The sequence below is a fragment of the Catenibacterium sp. UBA627 genome, from assembly GCF_002299355.1.
In the GTDB taxonomy this organism is placed as follows: Bacteria; Bacillota_I; Bacilli_A; order Erysipelotrichales; family Coprobacillaceae; genus Catenibacterium; species Catenibacterium mitsuoka.
The window spans coordinates 1-16,855 of sequence record NZ_DBPF01000065.1; the positions used below are offsets into that span (position 1 = coordinate 1).

The 16,855-nt window shown below is 32.7% G+C and carries 16 protein-coding genes and 1 other annotated feature; of the genes, 2 read left to right on the plus strand and 14 right to left on the minus strand.

From position 1 onward, the window contains the following. The 5 genes from B2S90_RS04540 to B2S90_RS04560 all read right to left on the minus strand — a co-directional run. Positions 1-139 (minus strand): helix-turn-helix transcriptional regulator (locus B2S90_RS04540; RefSeq protein ID WP_286696603.1); only part of this gene is annotated, 139 nt, incomplete at its 3' end. A 212-nt stretch (positions 140-351) separates the two neighbouring features. Further along, complete coding sequence (locus B2S90_RS04545) at positions 352-1,098, minus strand: alpha/beta hydrolase (protein WP_286696597.1); 747 nt, start codon at positions 1,096-1,098, stop codon at positions 352-354. 141 nt (positions 1,099-1,239) lie between these two features. Next, a complete protein-coding gene (locus tag B2S90_RS04550) occupies positions 1,240-2,010 on the minus strand; it encodes a C39 family peptidase (protein ID WP_286696598.1) in 771 nt (256 codons plus the stop codon). A gap of 101 nt (positions 2,011-2,111) precedes the next feature. Continuing rightward, positions 2,112-3,218, minus strand: coding sequence for a sensor histidine kinase (locus B2S90_RS04555; protein ID WP_278860583.1), 1,107 nt, complete (start codon positions 3,216-3,218; stop codon positions 2,112-2,114). Between the two features lie 12 nt (positions 3,219-3,230). Continuing rightward, positions 3,231-3,914 (minus strand): response regulator transcription factor, encoded by a 684-nt coding sequence (locus B2S90_RS04560; protein WP_070101852.1) that lies wholly within the window; start codon positions 3,912-3,914, stop codon positions 3,231-3,233. A 138-nt stretch (positions 3,915-4,052) separates the two neighbouring features. On the opposite strand from B2S90_RS04560, the gene B2S90_RS04565 reads away from it, so the two are divergent. Next, entirely contained in the window at positions 4,053-5,402 is a 1,350-nt protein-coding gene (locus B2S90_RS04565; RefSeq protein WP_278860582.1) for an MATE family efflux transporter, read from the plus strand. A 311-nt stretch (positions 5,403-5,713) separates the two neighbouring features. Here the strand turns inward: B2S90_RS04565 and B2S90_RS04570 are convergent, their stop codons facing one another. The 6 genes from B2S90_RS04570 to B2S90_RS04590 all read right to left on the minus strand — a co-directional run bounded on the left by B2S90_RS04570 (position 5,714) and on the right by B2S90_RS04590 (position 13,250). Further along, positions 5,714-6,289: a histidine phosphatase family protein gene (locus tag B2S90_RS04570; RefSeq protein ID WP_055232418.1), complete on the minus strand. Its 576-nt coding sequence runs from the start codon at positions 6,287-6,289 to the stop codon at positions 5,714-5,716. 137 nt (positions 6,290-6,426) lie between these two features. Then, positions 6,427-6,582, minus strand: coding sequence for a TetR-like C-terminal domain-containing protein (locus tag B2S90_RS10885; protein WP_187114871.1), 156 nt, complete (start codon positions 6,580-6,582; stop codon positions 6,427-6,429). 225 nt (positions 6,583-6,807) lie between these two features. After that, positions 6,808-6,972: a hypothetical protein gene (locus B2S90_RS04575; protein WP_286696599.1), complete on the minus strand. Its 165-nt coding sequence runs from the start codon at positions 6,970-6,972 to the stop codon at positions 6,808-6,810. Between the two features lie 106 nt (positions 6,973-7,078). Continuing rightward, positions 7,079-9,475, minus strand: coding sequence for a leucine--tRNA ligase (gene leuS, locus B2S90_RS04580; RefSeq protein WP_055289459.1), 2,397 nt, complete (start codon positions 9,473-9,475; stop codon positions 7,079-7,081). A gap of 42 nt (positions 9,476-9,517) precedes the next feature. Beyond that, positions 9,518-9,717, minus strand: a binding site (T-box leader). 46 nt (positions 9,718-9,763) lie between these two features. Next, positions 9,764-11,545: an ATP-binding cassette domain-containing protein gene (locus tag B2S90_RS04585; protein WP_286696600.1), complete on the minus strand. Its 1,782-nt coding sequence runs from the start codon at positions 11,543-11,545 to the stop codon at positions 9,764-9,766. A gap of 1 nt (position 11,546) precedes the next feature. Further along, positions 11,547-13,250 carry an ATP-binding cassette domain-containing protein gene (locus B2S90_RS04590; protein ID WP_279080000.1) on the minus strand — a complete coding sequence of 568 codons (1,704 nt, stop codon included), beginning with the start codon at positions 13,248-13,250 and terminating at the stop codon, positions 11,547-11,549. Between the two features lie 44 nt (positions 13,251-13,294). On the opposite strand from B2S90_RS04590, the gene B2S90_RS04595 reads away from it, so the two are divergent. Beyond that, entirely contained in the window at positions 13,295-14,227 is a 933-nt protein-coding gene (locus tag B2S90_RS04595; RefSeq protein ID WP_286696601.1) for a TIGR01212 family radical SAM protein, read from the plus strand. 72 nt (positions 14,228-14,299) lie between these two features. Here B2S90_RS04595 and hpf read toward each other — a convergent pair whose 3' ends face one another. From hpf to B2S90_RS04610, 3 genes are all read right to left on the minus strand, one after another. Continuing rightward, complete coding sequence (hpf, locus tag B2S90_RS04600; RefSeq protein WP_278780175.1) at positions 14,300-14,836, minus strand: ribosome hibernation-promoting factor, HPF/YfiA family; 537 nt, start codon at positions 14,834-14,836, stop codon at positions 14,300-14,302. Between the two features lie 107 nt (positions 14,837-14,943). Further along, positions 14,944-16,089, minus strand: coding sequence for a methionine adenosyltransferase (metK, locus tag B2S90_RS04605; protein WP_286696602.1), 1,146 nt, complete (start codon positions 16,087-16,089; stop codon positions 14,944-14,946). A gap of 179 nt (positions 16,090-16,268) precedes the next feature. Next, positions 16,269-16,496: a NifU family protein gene (locus B2S90_RS04610; RefSeq protein ID WP_040390072.1), complete on the minus strand. Its 228-nt coding sequence runs from the start codon at positions 16,494-16,496 to the stop codon at positions 16,269-16,271. Positions 16,497-16,855: the final 359 nt, after the last annotated feature.

Consider the following 16,855-nt stretch of genomic DNA (forward strand, 5'->3'; position numbering starts at 1 on the left):
GATTTGCAATATCCGGTGTTCCTATTCCATTTTCCCACTTTGTAATGGCTTGTCTTGATACACCGATTTTCTCAGCCATCTTCTCCTGTGAAAGTCCAGCTTGTTTTCTGTAATGTTTAATTTGTTCTTCTAAAGTCATTTTTCTACCTCCGTTTTCTTTTTGTTTTACTTCATTCACAGATTAGTAAATTAACCTTTACCAAACAAGAAACATTAGCTGTAATTTCACTATTTTTCTGCTACTTTCCGTAGCAACGCCCTAAAATAAAGGTTTTTACAACAAAAAATAAATTTATCCAATCGCCAAATTCAAATCTTCTGTTACTTTCAGTCTCTGCTGAAGACTGAAAGTTACCTTCGCTTTACTATTTCTAATAGTTTTCTCACATAATCATCTGCGTGATTTATTGAAAACTCTCCATGATACATATTAGGAAGAACTTGTATAAAACTATCATGCAATTTTTCATGAATGATTTTAGCAGATTTTTTCATTGATTGCTTTTCTTTTTCTCCAACATAAATTTGAACGGTTGCTTCACACTCTCCAATGCCATCTTTTAGTGAATATACTGAGTTTTCCTGTAAAAAGGCAATCATATCACTTTTTCTAATAGCACAAGTATCTTTGTAATATTCATCAAACAAATTCGACTTTATTCGTAATGATTTGAATTGCAATTTTGAAAACCACTTATACTTTATTAAGCCATAGCAACTTCCAAACGCCGGTTTAATCATAGAATATGTAAATTTTGAAGGTATCACAAGTACACTTTCCACTATTGCATACTTACATATATCTTTGCGTTGAGATAAAATTTCAAGCAAAATCTGCCCTCCAAGCGATAGTCCTCCCATCATTAAAACAGAACCGCCCAATTTGCTATTTACAAATTCTATAATATCCAAAGCATTATTCTCTATCGTTGTAAACTGCTTATCACATCCTGCATGACCATCTAATATAGGCAAAACCACATGATAATCTGTTTGAAGTCTTTCAGCAACCTCTTTGTAATTCCACCATGATAAACCGCCTCCGTGTAAGAGGATAATTACATCGCTGTTTTCTTTTCCATATTCTACATAATTCAACCTCTTTCACCTCGCTGTAAATTTCCGATTTATTGCACCCCAATAATAGCACAATCTTTCATTCACATCCAACTATCCGTATTTTCCCTTTTAAGTTCCTTGCTGAGAGCCATTCCATCTATCTTTCCCAAGACTTTATTCTTAATAATGTTGTCTTGAGAATGACCACATATTTCTAATCTGTTTAGAAAGAGTATCGTAACTCCATAAACGATTACTTCTTTTTATAGAGCTAGGATCATTCACCATAAACATCCCCTGCTTCATTCCTCTAATCACAATAAGATGTCCTGTAGTAGTAAAGTATCCTGGTTTCATACTACATATAAGAGGTCTTCCATTCATGATTTCATTCTTCATAGAAGAATAAGAGAGGGGAATGTTTCTTCCATAAATACCATAATGTTTCATACCTTCAGTAAAGAAAGACCAGGATGTTCCATCTTGATAATAGCCATGACTATATGCATATGATGCCACATCAAAAGGGGTAATGTTATTTCTTCCTGTTAATCCTGCAATAATCATTGCAGTACTCGTAGGACCACAGCCATTCATGCCAATCACATTATATCCATACTTTCCATAGCCCCATCTTTGATCATATTGAAGTAAGAGAGGATAACGTCCTTTTGTGACTGGACCTATTGTATTTGTATAAACATGTCCTTTTTTACTTGGATAGTTATAAACAAAATCAATAAGTTCTTCATTACGATAAAGTGATTGAATCATTGCATCAGGATATTGATCCTTATTATTTAATATAGTACGTAGTTTAGGATTAGAATGGGCTTTTATTTCTAAACCAATATCTTCTCTTAGTCCACTTGCACCACCACTTATATTATAAGCTATATGACCTATAAGAATTGAGAATACACAAAGTAATACAATGATTATTTTTTTCATATGTTTTCATCTCCTTAAAAAAGCATCTTCATTACTTGTATTTTACCAATACAAACGAAGATGCTTCTTTAATACATTCTTATAGAATTCTTATGAACTCCTTAATTTTTAGGAAGAGTAATTGTGAAGACTGTTTCTTCTTTATTACTTGATGCAAAGATAGAACCATGATGAAGTTCCACTATTTCCTTGGCAATAGCAAGTCCTAAACCACTTCCACCTTTTTTTGAATTACGTGCTGAATCTAAACGATAAAAGTTCTCAAATATACGATTCAATTTTTCTTGAGGTATCTCTTTTCCTTTATTGATGACTTTAATAATGACATCATCATGCATACTATGAACATCAATATTGATATCAGTATGATCCTTACTATAGCTAATCGCATTCTTAATCACATTACTAAAAACTCTGCTGAGTTTATCCGCATCACCATATAATGTGATATCTTCATCTTGATTAAGATGGATATTTTTTTCCTGTTCTACTAGGACAGGATAGAAATCATCAACAATTTGTTCGAGCATCAGACGAATATCTAAATCTTCTTTTTCTAAAATAATCTTTTCCGAATTATAACGAGCTACTTCAAATAATTCATTAATGAGATCTTCTAAGCGATAAGATTTATCTAATGCAACATTAATATACTTCTCTCTTTGAGTATCAGGCATATCTTTAATTTCATCTAATAAAGATAAGTAACCAATCATAGAAGTCAATGGTGTTTTAATATCATGAGCTAAGTAAACAATGAGTTCATCCTTCTTCTGTTCACTCTCTCTTGCAAGTCTCTCATTCTTTATTGATTCACTCTTTAGTTCATTAAATCGTCTTTCTATATCATAAAGTTCTTCTGGTAATGTGATATAGTCTACACTCTTATCTATTAATTCATGAGATGCATGAGTCAATGCATCCATATAATAGGACGTCTGTTTATAAAGATGATGAATCATAAACGCAAAAGAAATCACTATATAGATTAATAAAAACAACAGAAGCGAGAGTGGATTCTTCACAATATTATAAAAGAACGCTAGAAACGTATAAATATTAGAATCAAGATCATAGACCCATTGAAAATCAAAAAAAGCAGCCAAATAGACTGCCAATACAAAAACAACTAACAGTCCTACTGTATAAGCTATATATTGTAGTAGTGTACGTTTATAAATCTTCTTTAAGATCGTATTAGTTTCCATATCATCCATCCTTTATTTTTCAATCTTATAGCCTACTCCATAAACTTTCTTTATATATTTAGGATTTCTTCCACCATCATGCATCTTTTCACGTAAGTGTCTAATATGCACCATGATTGTATTATTATCTCTCTTATAATAATCTTCTCCCCAGACCTTTAAAAATAAGTCATCACTCTTTACAACATTTCCTTTATGAACACATAATTCCCATAATATCGCAAATTCTGTTTTAGTCAGTTCTATCTTCTTTTCATTAAAATAGAATTCTCTTGTATCATTATTAATACGTATTCCTCTAAAATCTATTTCATTCTTTTCTTCTTTTTCATTATAATTCTTATAACGTCTTAGCTGTGCTTTGACTCGTGCAACAAGTTCTAATGGCTGGAATGGCTTTGTGACATAATCATCTGCACCAATACTTAAACCATTGATTTTATCAATATCCTCTACCTTTGCGGTCACAAAAATAATAGGAAACTTATACTTTCTTCTTATTGTATTACATAAAGAAAAACCATCCATATCAGGCATCATTACATCTAAGATAGCTAAATCAATCTTTAAATCATCAATATCTCTTAATACATCCTGACTAGAATAGTACTTATATACAGTAAAATTCTCATTTTCTAAATAGATTTGTATTAAATCTGTAATCTCTTTTTCATCATCTACAACTAATATATTCATAAATATCCCCTCTTATGTATCATTATATCATTTACATTCCTATCAATTATTAATACTTTCTTAATTATTGAAAATTCCCTCTAGAGTTAGTCATAAATAATATGATATGATAGTCGCATTGTGTGGAGGGAAATAAACATGAAGAACATGACTAAAGGGAAACCATTAAAGCTTATATTCTTATTCGCATTACCACTTATGTTAGGTAATATCTTGCAGCAATTATATACAATGGTAGATACAATGATTGTAGGACAGTTCTTAGGTGTTAATGCCTTGGCGAGTCTAGGCGCTGCAGACTGGATTAACTGGGCTATTTTAGGAATAGTAATGGGCTTTACACAGGGATTCTCTATTCGTATCTCACGTACTTTTGGCGCTGAAGATTATGAAAATATGAAAAGATCTATGCATATGATTTTCTTCTTATGTGCTTTCTTTTCCATTCTTACAACAGTTTTTGCAGAATTATCTATCGTTCCATTATTAACTCTATTAAATACACCATCTAACGTTATTCAGGGGTCTATTACGTATTTAAGAATCATGTCCGGTGGTTTGACGATTACAATGTTTTATAACTGTTTTTCTAGTATATTACGTTCTTTAGGTGATAGCCGTACACCATTACTAGCAATGATTGGAGGAGCAATCACAAATATCTGTTTAGATTTATTATTTGTAGTGGTATTTAACTGGGGTATTGCAGGTGCTGCGATTGCGACATTATTAGCACAGTTCTTAACTGCAATATTCTGTCTCTATATGTTGAAGAAGGAATTACCATTCAAGTTAGAACTCGCTAAATTTAAGTTTGAAAAAAAGATCATCAAGAACTTATTACAGTTAGGTTCACCTCTTGCCTTCCAGAACCTCATTATTTCTATTGGTGGTATTATGGTACAGTCAGTAGTCAATCGTTTTGGATTCTTATTTATTGCAGGATTTACTGCCACAAATAAGCTCTATGGTTTATTAGAAGTAGCCGCTATTTCATTTGGTTATGCCATTACAACATTTAATAGCCAGAACCTTGGTGCAAAACAGTATGAACGTATTAAAAAAGGTGTGGCACAGGCTGCCTTCCTGTCATTCTGTACTTCAGTAATTATTGGTGGTTCAATGGTTCTATTTGGTAAGCATATCTTATTACTCTTTATTTCAGGTACACCTGATCAGATTAATAAGGTACTTACTATTTCTTATAAATATCTCTTCATTATGGCAATATGTCTACCAATTCTTTATATGCTTCATTCATATAGAAGTGCACTACAGGGAATGGAAAATACATTTATACCAATGGTATCAGGTATTGTGGAACTCGTTATTCGTGTAGGTGTTGCCCTCATCTTCCCTATATTCTTAGGTCAGAATGGTATTTATCTTGCAGAAGTACTCGCATGGACTGGTGCAGCAGTATTGCTTTATATATCATATAAAATAAAAATACATGCATTATTAAAAGGCAATAGTGAGATGGCTTAGTCATCTTCTATTGCCTTTTTGTATCATTAAATTTACCTATTTAGAATAACCCATTGATATTTTCATCTAATTTTTAACAATCTAAAAGCACCTCTTTCGAGGTGACTTCAGATTTTATTTTACTACAATATTTAAAAGATCATCATATTTAGATAAAAAAACACTTTTAAAATGCTTTTTTACAACTTCTCTTGTATGTTCTTGATCAATTGTAAAGCTATGCTGACCATTATTTGCATCTCCAAATTCCATACATTCCAAGAAGACACGTGATACTTTTCAATTTGAATTACCTAATTGAATATATTCTATTATTGTTCCTCCTGTCTTATGACTTCTTTTAATGAAAATTGATGCTGATCATACTGATAAACAAAAATACAACAATTTCCAAAACCTTTGTTTAACTCTTCCGTAGGATCTTGGATAGCTCTTAAAAAATTAAAACATGCACCACTATGAGAAACTACCAAAACATTTTCATGATCTTCCTTATCCATAATTTCCGTTAACGTCTTCATCATTCTATCTCTCGTTGTATTTGAAGATTCTCCACCAAATTGGATATAAAAAGTTTCACAATCTTTTGGACTAAGGTGTTTATTTAATCTTTCACTTTCTCCTTCAAGTTCTCCATAAAAATTTTCTTTTAATCCTTTTAATCTTGTATAAGGCATATCTACAATCAACTCTAAAGTATCACTACATCTTTCACTTGTAGAACAATAAGCATGATCAAAAGTAATGCCTTTTTTAGAAAAATAATCTCTTGCTTTTTGCGCCTGCTTGATTCCCTTTTCAGTTAATGGGGAATCACACCAGCCTTGAATTTTATGTTGAACATTGAATAATGTTTCTCCATGACGCATAAGATATAATGTTTTCATTTTATTTACTTCCCTTCATATGAACTACCCGGACTTATCATAATATATATAAGAATAAATAGCGAAAGACAAAAAGGTACTTCTATCCATAAGTAGACAAATAGCGGTAATTATCTATATTGAGAATGATCTTTCAATTAATCCTTTAAACCTAAGTAACGCATATGATTGATGTTGTCTACAAGTTCATCTATTGATTCTTTCATACCATCTAGAATCCAGTGAAGAACCATACTATGAAAAGCGTTGGTATCGTAGAGTGTCGCAAATTTAAATTCTTTGGATAATGAAATTCCTTAATGAATTAAGCCTGAGTAATTCACTCATTTACATCATTATATTTATATGTGTATTACCTAGCAGAACAACAAAGTACAAACGGGCTTTCTGTTTTAATTTCTTAGCATAGAAAAAGATGATATTCATCGATACCATCTTTCTAATACCTTTCGGTAAATTTCATTTATCTAAAGATAACTTCTTTATCGAGAAAAACTTTATAAGCCATATCTTTCTTCTCAATCTTTCAAAAATTGATCAAAATCTACTAGTTCTACATTTCCCTCTTTATATTTTTTATCATAAATCTCAGAAACAATTAAGTCTTCTAATTCCTCATCCGTTAAAACATTGTAACTCTTTCCTTCAAATTTCATCTTTCTCAAATGATGTTTCATTTCCATACTTTATCGCATCCTTGATATCACTATATCATACCCTCTCTTACTATCATGAAGAAATCGTCTATTAATCCAAAAAAAGACATCTCCTAAGAGATGCCTTAACGAATTATTTAACTACAATATTTACAATCTTGTTAGGAACATAAATGATCTTCTTAACTTCTTTACCATCAGTATGTGCCTTAACATTTTCAAGTTCTAATGCCTGCTGTTTAACAGATTCAGCTTCCTGATCCTTATTAATAGATAAACGTCCACGTACTTTACCATTTACCTGTACTGCAATTTCAATTGTAGATACAACAAGCTTGTCTTCTTCATATGTTGGCCATGCTTCATAAGCGATTGTTCCTTCATGACCAAGTTTTTCCCACATTTCTTCACAGATATGAGGTGCAATACATGAAAGCATCTTAACGATACCTTCTGCATATGGCTTATAAACTGATTTAGCCTTATATGCTTCATTGATGAAAATCATCATCTGTGAGATAGCTGTATTAAAGCCAAGGTTTTCATAGTCTTCAGTCACCTTCTTAACTGTTGAGTGATATACGAAGTCTAGTGAACCATCATTTGTATCAGTTAACTTATCAGATTCAACAAATAGTCTATAAACACGTTCTAGCCATTTCTTTGAACCTTCTACACCTGTTTCACTCCAAGGTTTAGATGCTTCAAGAGGACCCATAAACATTTCATATAAACGTAATGTATCTGCACCATATGCTTCTACAATATCATCTGGGTTAATAACATTACCCTTTGACTTAGACATCTTCACACCATTTGGACCAAGAATCATACCTTGATGGTATAGCTTCTTAAATGGTTCTTTAACTGGTACGATACCCTTGTCATATAAATAGTTATTCCACATACGTGAATATAATAAGTGTCCTACTGCATGTTCTGGTCCACCAACATATAAATCAACTGGCATCCAATGCTTTAATAATTCTGGATCTGCAATAGCCTTATCGTTATGTGGATCAATATATCTTAAGAAGTACCAAGAAGATCCTGCAGAACCAGGCATTGTACTTGTTTCTCTCTTACCCTTCTTACCATCTACTTCTACATTAACCCAGTCAACAGCCTTATCTAATGGAGAAGAACCTGTCTTTGATGGACTATAATCTTCAAGTTCAGGTAGGATAAGTGGTAACTGATCATCACTTAATGCAACAGATGTTCCATCATCAAAGTTAATGATTGGAATTGGTTCACCCCAATATCTCTGTCTTGCGAAGATCCATTCTCTTAAACGATAGTTAACATGCTTAGAACCACAATGATGTTCTTCTAACCAGTCTAACATCTTATCGATTGCTTCCTGTTTATCTAAACCATTTAAGAAGCCAGAGTTGATATGTACACCATCCTGTGTCCATGCTTCCTTAGTAATATCTCCACCTTCTAATACTGGAATAATATCGATACCAAACTTCTTTGCGAAAGCATAGTCACGATCATCATGTGCAGGAACAGCCATGATAGCACCTGTTCCATAACCAGCTAATACATAGTCAGAAATCCAGATTGGAATCTTCTTACCATTTACTGGGTTGATTGCATAAGCACCAATGAAGACACCAGTCTTTTCTTTATTTAATTCAGTTCTTTCAAGTTCTGACTTAGTTGCACATACATCTAAATAAGCTTTTACTTCATCCTTCTTATCAGGAGTCGTAATCTTTTCTACTAATTCATGTTCTGGTGCTAATACACAATAAGTAGCTCCAAATAATGTATCACAACGTGTTGTGAATACTGTGAATTTATCATCATAACCATCTACCTTAAAATCAACATGAGCACCGATTGATTTACCAATCCAGTTTCTCTGAATTTCTTTAGTAGATTCTGGCCAATCAACTTCTTCTAATCCTGCAAGTAATCTTTCAGCATATTTAGGGATATCAATAACCCACTGTTTCATATTCTTACGAATAACAGGGAATCCACCACGTTCACTCTTACCATCAATAATTTCATCGTTCGCAAGTACTGTACCTAATTCTTCACACCAGTTAACAGGAATATCTACATATCTAGCTAAACCATCTTCATATAACTGTTTGAAAATCCACTGAGTCCATTTATAGAAGCTAGGATCACAAGTAGATACCTGCTTATCCCAGTCAAATGAGAAACCTAACATCTTTAACTGTTTAGTGAAAGTCTGAATATTCTTTAATGTAAATCCTTCAGGGTGGTTACCTGTCTTGATTGCATACTGTTCAGCAGGTAAACCAAATGAGTCAAATCCCATTGGATGTAATACGTTATATCCCTGCATTCTCTTCATTCTTGACATGATGTCAGTTGCTGTATATCCTTCTGGATGTCCAACATGAAGACCTTGTCCTGATGGATAAGGGAACATGTCTAAGGCATAGTATTTAGGCTTTGAGAAATCATAAACATCTGTTTCGAATGTCTTATTCTCTTCCCAGTATTTCTGCCATTTCTTTTCTACTATCTTATGATCATAAGTCATAATTTTGTCTCCTCCACTTTTAAAATAAAAAAAGTCCTCATGTCTAAGGACGAGAACTCGCGGTACCACCTTAGTTCATGAAGACTGATTCATGCGCTTAATGCTTTAACGCAGCAATACGTGATCTGCTTACCACAGACCCATCTCCCTAGCGAGTTCAATGGATGACTTTACTTATTCACACCAGCCATAAGTTCTCTTAAAAAGTATGACCATCTACTACTCTAGTTCCTTGACTTTTATATACTCACTCACCTTATCATAATTTCCCATTATTTGCAAGAATTATCATCTCATTTTAAGAATGCGGGATGGATTGAGTTTGATAATATAAATAACACTAAACAATGTTGAGATACAGACTAACAAGAATGAACCAGCCCACAATAAAAGCATACTAAGAGGCTGGAATGTAAGATGCATGGGAAAGTCCGTAATCTGAGGAATAATCTGATTCATCACCTTCATAATACCTAATAATATAAGAGAAGCAGTCAAATAGCTATAAGAATGGAGAATCAGACATTGATAGAAAGACATCTTAAAAATATGTTTATTCTTTTCACCATAGGCTTTCATAATCGCATGATCCTTCTTTAAATGCATAGCATGAAGAATCATGATTTCCATAATCATAAAGATAGAAGAAATAATAGTCAAAATAGAAAAAATGACAAGAATCATCTGAATTCTATTCATGTTATCATTTAATGTTTTCTTTGTTGATTCCCCCATTGTCTTGAATTCATATTCAGGATAATTCTTTTTTAAAGAATCTATAATTGATTTGTCTGCCTTATACTTTAACATACCATATCTTGCAGTTGGTGTCTGATTAAAGAGTGATTCGATCCAATGATAGTTAGCAAATTCATACATATAAAAGGCATCATAATTGTAAGTTTGTGGAGATATACCTACTATTTTTACTTCTATTCCTTTGATTTTTAATTGATATTTATAATAGATCGTCCATGATGTATTGAGTAACGAATTTACCTTCTTATTTTGGGCAAGTTTTCTTGCAGTTGAGAGAGGTACCGCAATTTCATCATTATTTTGTGGTGCTCTTCCATATATATACTGGCTGACATAAGATGTATCATCAGATATAAACAGAACTTCATTCTTCTGATATCTTTGATTATTATGAGAGATTCCCATGAGATTATAATCATCTAAATTCAAATAATGATAGGTTGCTTCATTGAAATGAGTTAAAGATAAAGGATCATCATTACGTAATTTATAAGTAATTGACTTCTGTGGAATCAATGAAGAGAGATATTGATAAATGGTATTACGAAAAGAGAATGTAAAGGTAAATGTCATCATCAGACATAATAATGCGATAGATAATGCGAAAGACATTTGAAAGAACCTTTTACGACTACTTAAAAAGGACTGGATTGTTAGCTTGAAAATAGGAAAATGATATCTTTTATTATTACAATGATTCTCTTTAGGATATACCTCTGTCTTTTGGATTACTGTATCCTTTATGATATAGCCATCCTTCATCTCTATAATACGATCACTGTATTGTTTCACTGATGTTTCATCATGAGATACAAATAATACAAGAGAAGAATGAGAACGTTCCTTCAATATCTGCAATACTCTCTTTGCATTATCTGGATCAAGTGATGCTGTTGGTTCATCACATAGAATAATATCTGGATTATAATAAAGAGCACGTTCTATCGCAGTGCGTTGTCTTTGCCCTAAAGAAAGTGCACTCACTGGAGTCTTCTTAAACTGTTTAGTGAGTGTTTCATCCAATATGTAAGATGATTTATGAAAATAATCATATAAGCGAATATTATTTGTGATAGAAAGCCAAGGAATAAGATGAAAATCCTGAAAGATAATAGAAATCTTCTTATCTTTATAAATGACTTCTCCAGAATAATCATCATCGAGTCCAGCAATAATATGAAGTAAAGTACTTTTTCCACATCCACTTGGTCCTATTAGTGACACAAAGCCTATATCAGGAAGCGTACAAGAAATATTGTCTAGTACATGTTCATGCAGATAACGTTTATTGATTGATTTAAGTTGAATCATATTATTCCTCCCTGAGTAATGAGACTATACTTTCTTTCTTAATACGAATAAACGGTGCAGATGCAGAAAGTATGAGTATAAGAAGATAGAGAAAATAGAAAATAACATAGAAATAATAAGGAGAGGCAAGGCAGGTAAAATGGAAATATTCCTTAAATGATGTCAATGGAAGAATAGAAAGAATGATTATAAACATCACTATGCTGATAGAGTAAATAAATGTGCCAATAATAAATATTTCTATCTTTGATTCACACTGTAACTGTTTGTATGTTGCACCCATAGAGATTTTTAAAGCTAATGAGCGGCTTCTTTCTAAGTAAAGAGAAGAGAAGACTGTTTTTGTGAGTTCTATCGCCACAATTAAACTGATCATCATATAAGCCAATGCAATTATGCGACCAATAGAAATAAGCGTACCATAACTCATCTTCTTCATATATACATCATTATCTGCTTCATAATTGTTTTCATAACGTTTAATGACTGTTTCAGGATTATTGGTGATAATATCCATCTTGTCATCTCTTATAAGATCTGGATATTTCTTATCTATATCATGATGAAAACAGACAAATTGATCCTGATAAAAATTATCTTCTATTACTCCTACTACTTTATATGTGTCATCTTCTAATAGATGACATGTGAATTGTGATTTGAGTTTATGAGATAAATTATGTGTAATAATGACTTCATTTGTATGATGAGGAAAACGACCTGAAAGAAGCTTGATATGATTTTTCTTAGCAGGTAAACGAATCAAAAATGCATTCACACCTTTTATATACCCACTTTCTATATCAAAGTGTGGCGTTTCTTTTTCCTTTAAAGAGAGGGATTCCCCATCATGACTTGCTATAGTCACAATATCTTTAAGTGGTGCTTCCATGTAAGATTTTTCTATGGAGGTAGAAAGACCATTTAAACCACTTATAATTACTAGCGAAGTCACAATAACAAGTATCTGAAAGAGTGAAAGAAGTGCTAGTCTCCTTCTTTCTCCTAACACTTCTTTAAAGCTATATCTTAAAGAGAAGTGCTTCTTATGTTGAGGAATCAGAACATCTTTATTTGTATTCCCTTCTTTAACAGTATGTAATGTCTGATTCCTCATCTCTATGAGTATATCTACATATTCATCTAATAGTTCTGTATCATGAGACACAACAATGACCAAACGATCTTCTGAGACTTCCTTTAAGAGTGTCATAACCTCTTTTGCCTGTTTATAATGAAGTGCACCTGTTGGTTCATCGCACAGTAATACAGGTGCATCCTTTAATAGAGCACGAGCAATAGAGACACGTTTCATCTGTCCAATAGAAAGTTCATTAGGACATCTTTTCATAAGTTTATCTATCTTCAATCGTCTAGTGATTTTATCCATCTTCTTCTTATTCAAATCAATCTGACCAAAATAACATCCAGCCATGATGTTTTCTTCTACTGTATAAGAAGGTATCAGATCATTATTCTGTTTAATAAAACCGATCATCTTACAAAACGAGGCATCTATCTCTTTATAATTGAAAGTAATCTTTCCTTCATATTTCAGTAAGCCACATAAACAATAAAGAAGAGTTGATTTCCCACATCCTGAAGGACCTTTAATACCTACTAGCCCCGTATCTGGAAATATATAATTCACATGATCTAATAGACATATATCATAACTCATAGTTAAGTCTTTAAGTTCTAGCATATTCTTTTCTCCTTTTTATGTTATAATGATCCGGGTGATAAAAAATGAATCCTTTTCCATATTCTTTAGATAACAAACGTTATCATACATACAACTATTTTTTAAAAATGAGATATCATAAAAAAGTCGCAAAGGTCTCTTTAGATGCCCATTTTACTTGTCCTAATAGAGATGGGACAAAAGGCTTTGGAGGCTGTATATTCTGTTCTGAGAAAGGATCTGGAGACTTTATTCTAGATAGCGATTCTCTTTTAGAACAGTTTAACGCAGGTTCTGAAGTGATGAAAAGAAAGTGGCCTGAAGCTATCTTTATTCCTTACTTCCAGGCATATACAAATACCTATGCTTCTTTAGATCAGTTAAAGAAGATCTATGAACCATTTATTGGTATGAAGGATGTTGTTGGTATTGCGATTGCGACACGTGCAGACTGCCTCACTGAAGAAATATGTGCTTATTTAGAAGAATTATCTAAGAAAACGGATGTCTATATAGAATTAGGCTTACAGACTATTCATGATACTACCGCAAAAGAAATCAATCGTTGTCATTCATATCAGGAATTCTTAGATGGACTCTCTATGTTAAGAAGACATCATTTAGAAGTCTGTGTGCATATCATTAATGGTTTACCTAATGAAACAATAGAGATGATGTTGGAGACTGCAAAAGCGGTAGGAAAACTAGATATTCAAGGTATTAAGATTCACAATCTCTATGTCACACAAAATAGTCGTCTATATAAGCTCTATTATCCTTTTAAGATGTTAGAAAGAGATGAATATATTTCTTTAGTTGCAAGACAATTAGAATATATTCCAAGTCATGTAGTCGTAGAAAGACTGACTGGAGATGCACCATTAGAAGAATTAGTAGCTCCTTTATGGTCTATTAAGAAAACAACAATTCTTAATGATATCGATAAATATATGAAAGCACACGATATTATGCAGGGCGATCTTGTATCTCTCAAATAATATATACGAAAGAAAAGAAAGAATTACTTAAGAACACAAAAAAAATCTGGCCAAAAGCCAGATTTCTTTTTATTATTCTTCTGTTTCAAGAAGACCGTATCCACCATCTCTACGTTTATAGACAACACATACTGTATTAGTTTCGATGTCTTTATAAACGAAGAATGAATGACCAATGAGTTCCATCTGCATGATAGCTTCTTCCATGTCCATTGGTTTAGGATTAATTGTTTTTGCCTTAACGACAACGTCTTCTTCTTCAGGTTCTTCAAGAGCTTCTAAAGTGTTAATGTTGAAAGCGAGTTTATTATTCTTTGACTTTCTACTTAACTTTGTCTTGTACTTTCTGATCTGTCTTTCTAGTTTATCGATAACTAAATCGATTGCTTCATATAGATCATCACTTGTTTCTTCTGCACGAAGAAGAACATACTCTGTAGGAATTGTAACTTCAATTTTCTGACCAAATGGGTAAGTTCTAATTAAAACCTTAGCCTCCACATCTTGTCCCATGATGAAGTACTTGTCGAGCAATGCTAGTTTTTTAATAATCTTGTCCTCAATAGCATCTGTAATTGTAACGTTTTTACCTCTGACAATAACTTTCATAATTAATTCCTCCTTTACAATTCTTTCTATATCTATATTATACATAAAAAAAAACTAAAAAAACACTCTTGACATAAAATATAAAAAAAGAAGACGTTAATGTCTTCTTAAGCTAAGTATTTCTTTAAGTCTTCTACTTTATTTAATTTTTCCCATGGGAATTCAACATCAGTACGACCAAAATGTCCATAAGCAGCTGTTGGACCATAGATTGGATTTAATAAATCTAATGTATTGATGATACCCTGAGGAGTTAAATCAAATTCTTTCTTGATTGCATCTAAGATGACTTCATCAGCTACCTTACCAGTACCATAAGTATCAACATGCACACTTGTAGGATCCTTTACACCAATTGCATAAGATAACTGGATTTCAATACGATCACATAATCCTGCTGCAACAATGTTCTTAGCGATATAACGAGTGATATAAGCTGCACTTCTATCTACCTTTGATGGGTCTTTACCAGAGAATGCGCCTCCACCATGTCTTGCCATTCCTCCATAAGTATCAACGATAATCTTACGTCCAGTTAAACCAGTATCACCATGAGGACCACCAATAACGAATCTTCCTGTTGGATTGATGAATACCTTGTAGTCTTCATTCATATGATGCTTTCTTACAACTTCTTTCATGATTTTTTCTTTAATGAATGTCTTGAATTCTTCTTCATTGAAATCTGGATCATGCTGGATTGACATAAGAATTGTATCAACCTTAGGATTGTTTTCATCTGTATAATCAATAGTAACCTGTGATTTCATATCAGGTCTTGCATGCTTGAATATACCATTATGTCTTAATTTACTTGCGTAACGTACTAATTCATGAGCCATAGAGATTGGTAAAGGCATATATGTTTCAGTTTCATTTGTTGCATAACCAAACATGATACCCTGGTCACCTGCACCACCTACTTCTACATTTGTACCTAATGCGATATCACTAGACTGTGTATCCATTACTACCTTGATTTCACAAGTATCTGCATCAATACCTAAATCTTCAGCAGTATAGCCGATTCTTCTCATCACATCACGAGCCACTGCTTCATAATCTACTTTCGCATTCGTTGTAATTTCTCCACCAATAACTAATAAATTAGTAGTTGCAAAACATTCACAAGCTACACGTGAATATTTGTCCTGTCTTAAGCATTCATCTAAGATTGCATCACTAATCTGATCACAAAGCTTATCTGGATGTCCTTCTGATACAGATTCTGATGTAAATAAGTTCTTTTCCATTTTCTTCTTTTCCTCCTGTAATAAAAAAGCTCTCCTCAAAGAGGAAAGCGTAGTAATCTGCTTCCTCTTATTGTTCAAGTAATACTTGCTTGGTCAAGGCACCTTCTATATAAGGGTTGCCACCACTTTAAAACGATCCTCATCTGTGTGGTTCTGAATAAGAGTATAAAAATATTTAATTAAATTGCCTGTACTTCAATAACGCCTGGGACTTCTTCTATTAAAATCTGTTCAACACCATCTTTAATAGTAGAATCTAACATCATGCATCCTGCACATGCACCAAGCATATGTACATAAACAATGCCGTCTTTGAAATCAACGAATTCTAAGTCTCCACCATCTCTTTGTAGATAGGGTCTCAACTTATGAATGACTTCCTTAATGGCTTCAATCTTTTCTTCCATGATTTCACCTCGCTTCTGCTTGACCATTATAACACACAAAATAAAAAAGAAAAGTGATATGCCCTATAGAATCACTAAAAAACATACTTATTTATTAGACAATTTTGATAGATTGCACATTTTTAAGCATAATTCGCTATTTTTATAAAGTAAATGAACTCTGAACATGATAAAAGAACCCCTGAGGGTTCTTCAATGTTATTCATCGCCCATATTCTTAATATAATCCAATACAAAGTCAACTACCCCGACCTAAAGGTCTTGGGCTTGTAACTGCCCAGTCGTATTAACGGTTTACACCTCCAACCTTTAACCCCAATAGATATCGCTATCTAATGTGGCGTTACATCATAGGGTGG

Coding starts and splice junctions, on each gene's coding strand:
- B2S90_RS04550 (WP_286696598.1), bottom strand. CDS start 2,010: ATGAAAAAAATAATCATTGTATTACTTTGTGTATTCTCAATTCTTATA.
- B2S90_RS04555 (WP_278860583.1), bottom strand. CDS start 3,218: ATGGAAACTAATACGATCTTAAAGAAGATTTATAAACGTACACTACTA.
- B2S90_RS04560 (WP_070101852.1), bottom strand. CDS start 3,914: ATGAATATATTAGTTGTAGATGATGAAAAAGAGATTACAGATTTAATA.
- B2S90_RS04565 (WP_278860582.1), top strand. CDS start 4,053: ATGAAGAACATGACTAAAGGGAAACCATTAAAGCTTATATTCTTATTC.
- B2S90_RS04570 (WP_055232418.1), bottom strand. CDS start 6,289: ATGAAAACATTATATCTTATGCGTCATGGAGAAACATTATTCAATGTT.
- B2S90_RS04575 (WP_286696599.1), bottom strand. CDS start 6,972: ATGGAAATGAAACATCATTTGAGAAAGATGAAATTTGAAGGAAAGAGT.
- leuS (WP_055289459.1), bottom strand. CDS start 9,475: ATGACTTATGATCATAAGATAGTAGAAAAGAAATGGCAGAAATACTGG.
- B2S90_RS04585 (WP_286696600.1), bottom strand. CDS start 11,545: ATGATTCAACTTAAATCAATCAATAAACGTTATCTGCATGAACATGTA.
- B2S90_RS04590 (WP_279080000.1), bottom strand. CDS start 13,250: ATGCTAGAACTTAAAGACTTAACTATGAGTTATGATATATGTCTATTA.
- B2S90_RS04595 (WP_286696601.1), top strand. CDS start 13,295: ATGAATCCTTTTCCATATTCTTTAGATAACAAACGTTATCATACATAC.
- hpf (WP_278780175.1), bottom strand. CDS start 14,836: ATGAAAGTTATTGTCAGAGGTAAAAACGTTACAATTACAGATGCTATT.
- metK (WP_286696602.1), bottom strand. CDS start 16,089: ATGGAAAAGAACTTATTTACATCAGAATCTGTATCAGAAGGACATCCA.
- B2S90_RS04610 (WP_040390072.1), bottom strand. CDS start 16,496: ATGGAAGAAAAGATTGAAGCCATTAAGGAAGTCATTCATAAGTTGAGA.